Source organism: Actinomadura logoneensis (assembly GCF_003428695.1).
Lineage (GTDB): Bacteria > Actinomycetota > Actinomycetes > Streptosporangiales > Streptosporangiaceae > Spirillospora > Spirillospora logoneensis.
This window is the reverse complement of record NZ_QURH01000693.1, coordinates 1-2,918: the sequence shown is the minus strand read 5'-3', so window position 1 is coordinate 2,918 and position 2,918 is coordinate 1. Positions and strand designations below refer to the sequence as shown.

Genomic DNA, 2,918 nt, shown 5'->3' with positions numbered 1-2,918 from the left:
GGCGCGGCGGTGAGCCCGGACCCCGATCCGGCCGGCCGGCGCCGCGCCGTGGACGCGTTCCTGACCGCCGCCCGCGGCGGCGACTTCGCCGCCCTGCTGGACCTCCTCGACCCCGACGTCGTCCTGCGCGCGGACGCGGGCGTGACCGGAGGCGGAATGCGGACTCTCCGGGGCGCCGCCGCGGTGGGCGCGCAGGCCGCCACCTTCCGCCGCATGGCCACCGCCGCCGACACCCATCCCGCCCTGGTCAACGGGAACGCCGGGCTGGTCAACACCATCGACGGAACCGCGATCTCGGTCATGAGCTTCACCGTCGTCGGAGGACGGATCGCCGCGATCGACATCCTGTCCGACCCCGACCGGCTGGCCCGGCTCGACCTCACCGCAATCGGCCTCGGGTCTGCGTCCTCCCTGAGCGCGGCGTACCGCCGACCACCGAACGAATAAGCGAGACGACCCGGATGGGCGTCCGGCCTCGCCGAGGAGGACCGCGAGCGGGCGGTCCCGTCGGCTCTGGCCGTGGCGGAGCACCTCGGCGGCGGCGAGGACGCCGACCGGGCGGAGGACCTCGAACCCGGGGACGCCGATCTGCCGGCGGGCGTCCTCGCCCGGACGGACTCCGACGGCGAAGCCGTGGCCGCCGACCGACCCGGCACCGATTGACACAGTCGCGCGAAATCCTGGCCGGGGGGGACTGGAAATGTCACCCGGCACTTCTAGGCTCCGGATATGACGATTAAGCGAATGGACCACGTCGTCCTCGTCGTCGAGGACCTTGAGGCCGGCATCGCGTTCTTCACCGAGCTCGGGCTGGAGCTGGAGGGCCGGACGCCGGTCGAGGGGGAGTGGGTGGACCGCGTCAACGGCATGGACGACGTCCGTGTCGACATCGCGATGATGCGCACCCCGGACGGGCACGGCAAGGTCGAGCTGACGAGCTTCCGGTCTCCCGCGACGGTCGCCCCCGCGCCGAAGAACGACGTGCCGAACATGCTGGGCCTTCGCAGCATCATGTTCGCCGTGGACGACATCGACGACGTCATCGCGCGGCTCCGACCGCACGGCGGCGAGCTCGTCGGGGAGGTGGTGCGGTACGGGGACGTCTACCGGCTCTGCTACCTGCGCGGCCCCTCGGACGTCATCATCGCGCTGGCCGAAGAACTCCAGTGACCGGGCACCCGTCCGGGCCGATTCGGGGCACGGAGCCGGAAAATCGGAGGAGGTGCACTTCTCCCTCCATTTTCAATCTATAGCGCAGTGGGGGGCTTGCGGCAAGCCCCCGGTAAGGCCCCAGAATCTCCCGCTGGAACCGGTTCCCGCGGAGAAACGGAATCGGTGGAAACGCGTGCTCCGGCGGAGGCGCGGCGCTGGACGCGCGCGTCGAACCGCCCGCCGGGCACCGAGCGATCAGGGGGATTCATGGTGGACGTGATCATCGTGGGCGGCGGTCCGACGGGACTGATGCTGGCCGCGGAGCTGCGCCTGCACGGTGTGCGGGTCCTGCTGGTGGAGCGGGACGCCGAGCAGCCGCCGAACGTCCGCGCGCTCGGTCTGCACGTGCGCAGCATCGAGGTCATGGATCAGCGCGGGCTGCTGGAGCGGTTCCTCGCCAACGGCAAGAAGCATCCGCTGGGCGGCGGGTTCTTCGCCGGGCTCGCCAAGAAGTCGCCCGTCGAGCTCGACACCGCGCACGGGTACGTCCTCGGCATCCCGCAGATCGTCACCGAGCGCCTGCTGGCCGAGCGCGTCGCGGAGCTGGGCGCCGAGGTGCGGCGCGGCTGCGCGCTGGCCGGGCTGAGCCAGGACGGGGACGGGGTGACCGCCGAGCTGGCCGACGGCACCCGGGTGCGTGCGCGCTACCTGGTCGGTTGCGACGGCGGGCGGAGCACGGTCCGCAAGCTGCTCGGCGTGGCCTTCCCGGGTGAGCCCGCCAGTAAGGAGACGCTGCTGGGGGAGATGGAGGTGACGGCCGATCCGGAGACGATCACGGCCGCCGTCACCGAGATCCGCAGGACCGAGCTGTTCTTCTCCGCCATGCCGATGGGGAACGGGGTGTCCCGGTTCGTCGTGCCCGCCGCCGGGGTGGCCGAGGAGGGCGCGGGCCCGCCGACCATCGAGGAGTTCCGGCGGCAGCTGCGGGCGTACGCGGGGACCGACTTCGGCGCGCACTCGCCGCGCTGGCTGTCCCGGTTCGGTGACGGCACCCGGCTCGCCGAGCGCTACCGGGTCGGACGGGTGCTGCTGGCCGGGGACGCGGCGCACGTCCACCCGCCGATGGGCGGCCAGGGGCTCAACCTCGGTGTCCAGGACGCCTTCAACCTGGGCTGGAAACTGGCGGCCGAGATCGACGGGTGGGCGCCGGAGGGACTGCTGGACACCTACGAGGAGGAACGCCGTCCGGTGGCCGCCGAGGTGCTGACCAACAGCCGCGCCCAGGCCGTCCTGATGGCGAACGACCCGGGGGCGCTGGCGGTGCGCCGGCTGGTGTCGGAGCTGATGGACTTCGAGGAGGTGAACCGGTACCTGATGGAGAAGATCACCGCGCTGCACGTCCGCTACGACTTCGGGGAGGGGCACGAACTGCTCGGGCGGCGGATGCGGGACGTCGAGCTGGAGCACGGCCGCCTCTACGAGCTGACGCGCGGCGGCCGGGGCCTGCTCCTCGACCGGACCGGCCGCCTGTCGGTGGACGGCTGGGCGGACCGGGTCGACCACGTCGTCGACGCCGGCGGTGGTCTCGCCGTTCCCGCCGTGCTGCTGCGTCCGGACGGGCACGTGGCCTGGGTGGGCGACGACCCGGACGAGCTGCGCGGCCCGCTCGCCCGGTGGTTCGGCGCGCCCTCGGCCTCCGCCGCCTGACCCGGCCGCCCGACCTGGCCGCCCGGTGCGGCCGGGAGGCGGCCGTCAGGGCCGGCCGG

General features: G+C 73.0%; 3 protein-coding genes and 1 pseudogene. All 4 read left to right on the top strand.

The features are described 5' to 3' along the window. A pseudogene (locus tag DZF91_RS25785) lies at positions 1–447 on the top strand (hypothetical protein); the annotation flags it as partial. Between the two features lie 72 nt (positions 448–519). Continuing rightward, positions 520–663 carry a hypothetical protein gene (locus tag DZF91_RS40375; protein ID WP_158588050.1) on the top strand — a complete coding sequence of 48 codons (144 nt, stop codon included), beginning with the start codon at positions 520–522 and terminating at the stop codon, positions 661–663. An 81-nt stretch (positions 664–744) separates the two neighbouring features. After that, complete coding sequence (locus tag DZF91_RS25780; RefSeq protein WP_117359793.1) at positions 745–1,170, top strand: VOC family protein; 426 nt, start codon at positions 745–747, stop codon at positions 1,168–1,170. 249 nt (positions 1,171–1,419) lie between these two features. Then, on the top strand, positions 1,420–2,859 hold the full coding sequence (rox, locus tag DZF91_RS25775) for a rifampin monooxygenase (protein WP_117359792.1): 1,440 nt from the start codon (positions 1,420–1,422) through the stop codon (positions 2,857–2,859). The last annotated feature ends 59 nt before the right edge of the window (positions 2,860–2,918 follow it).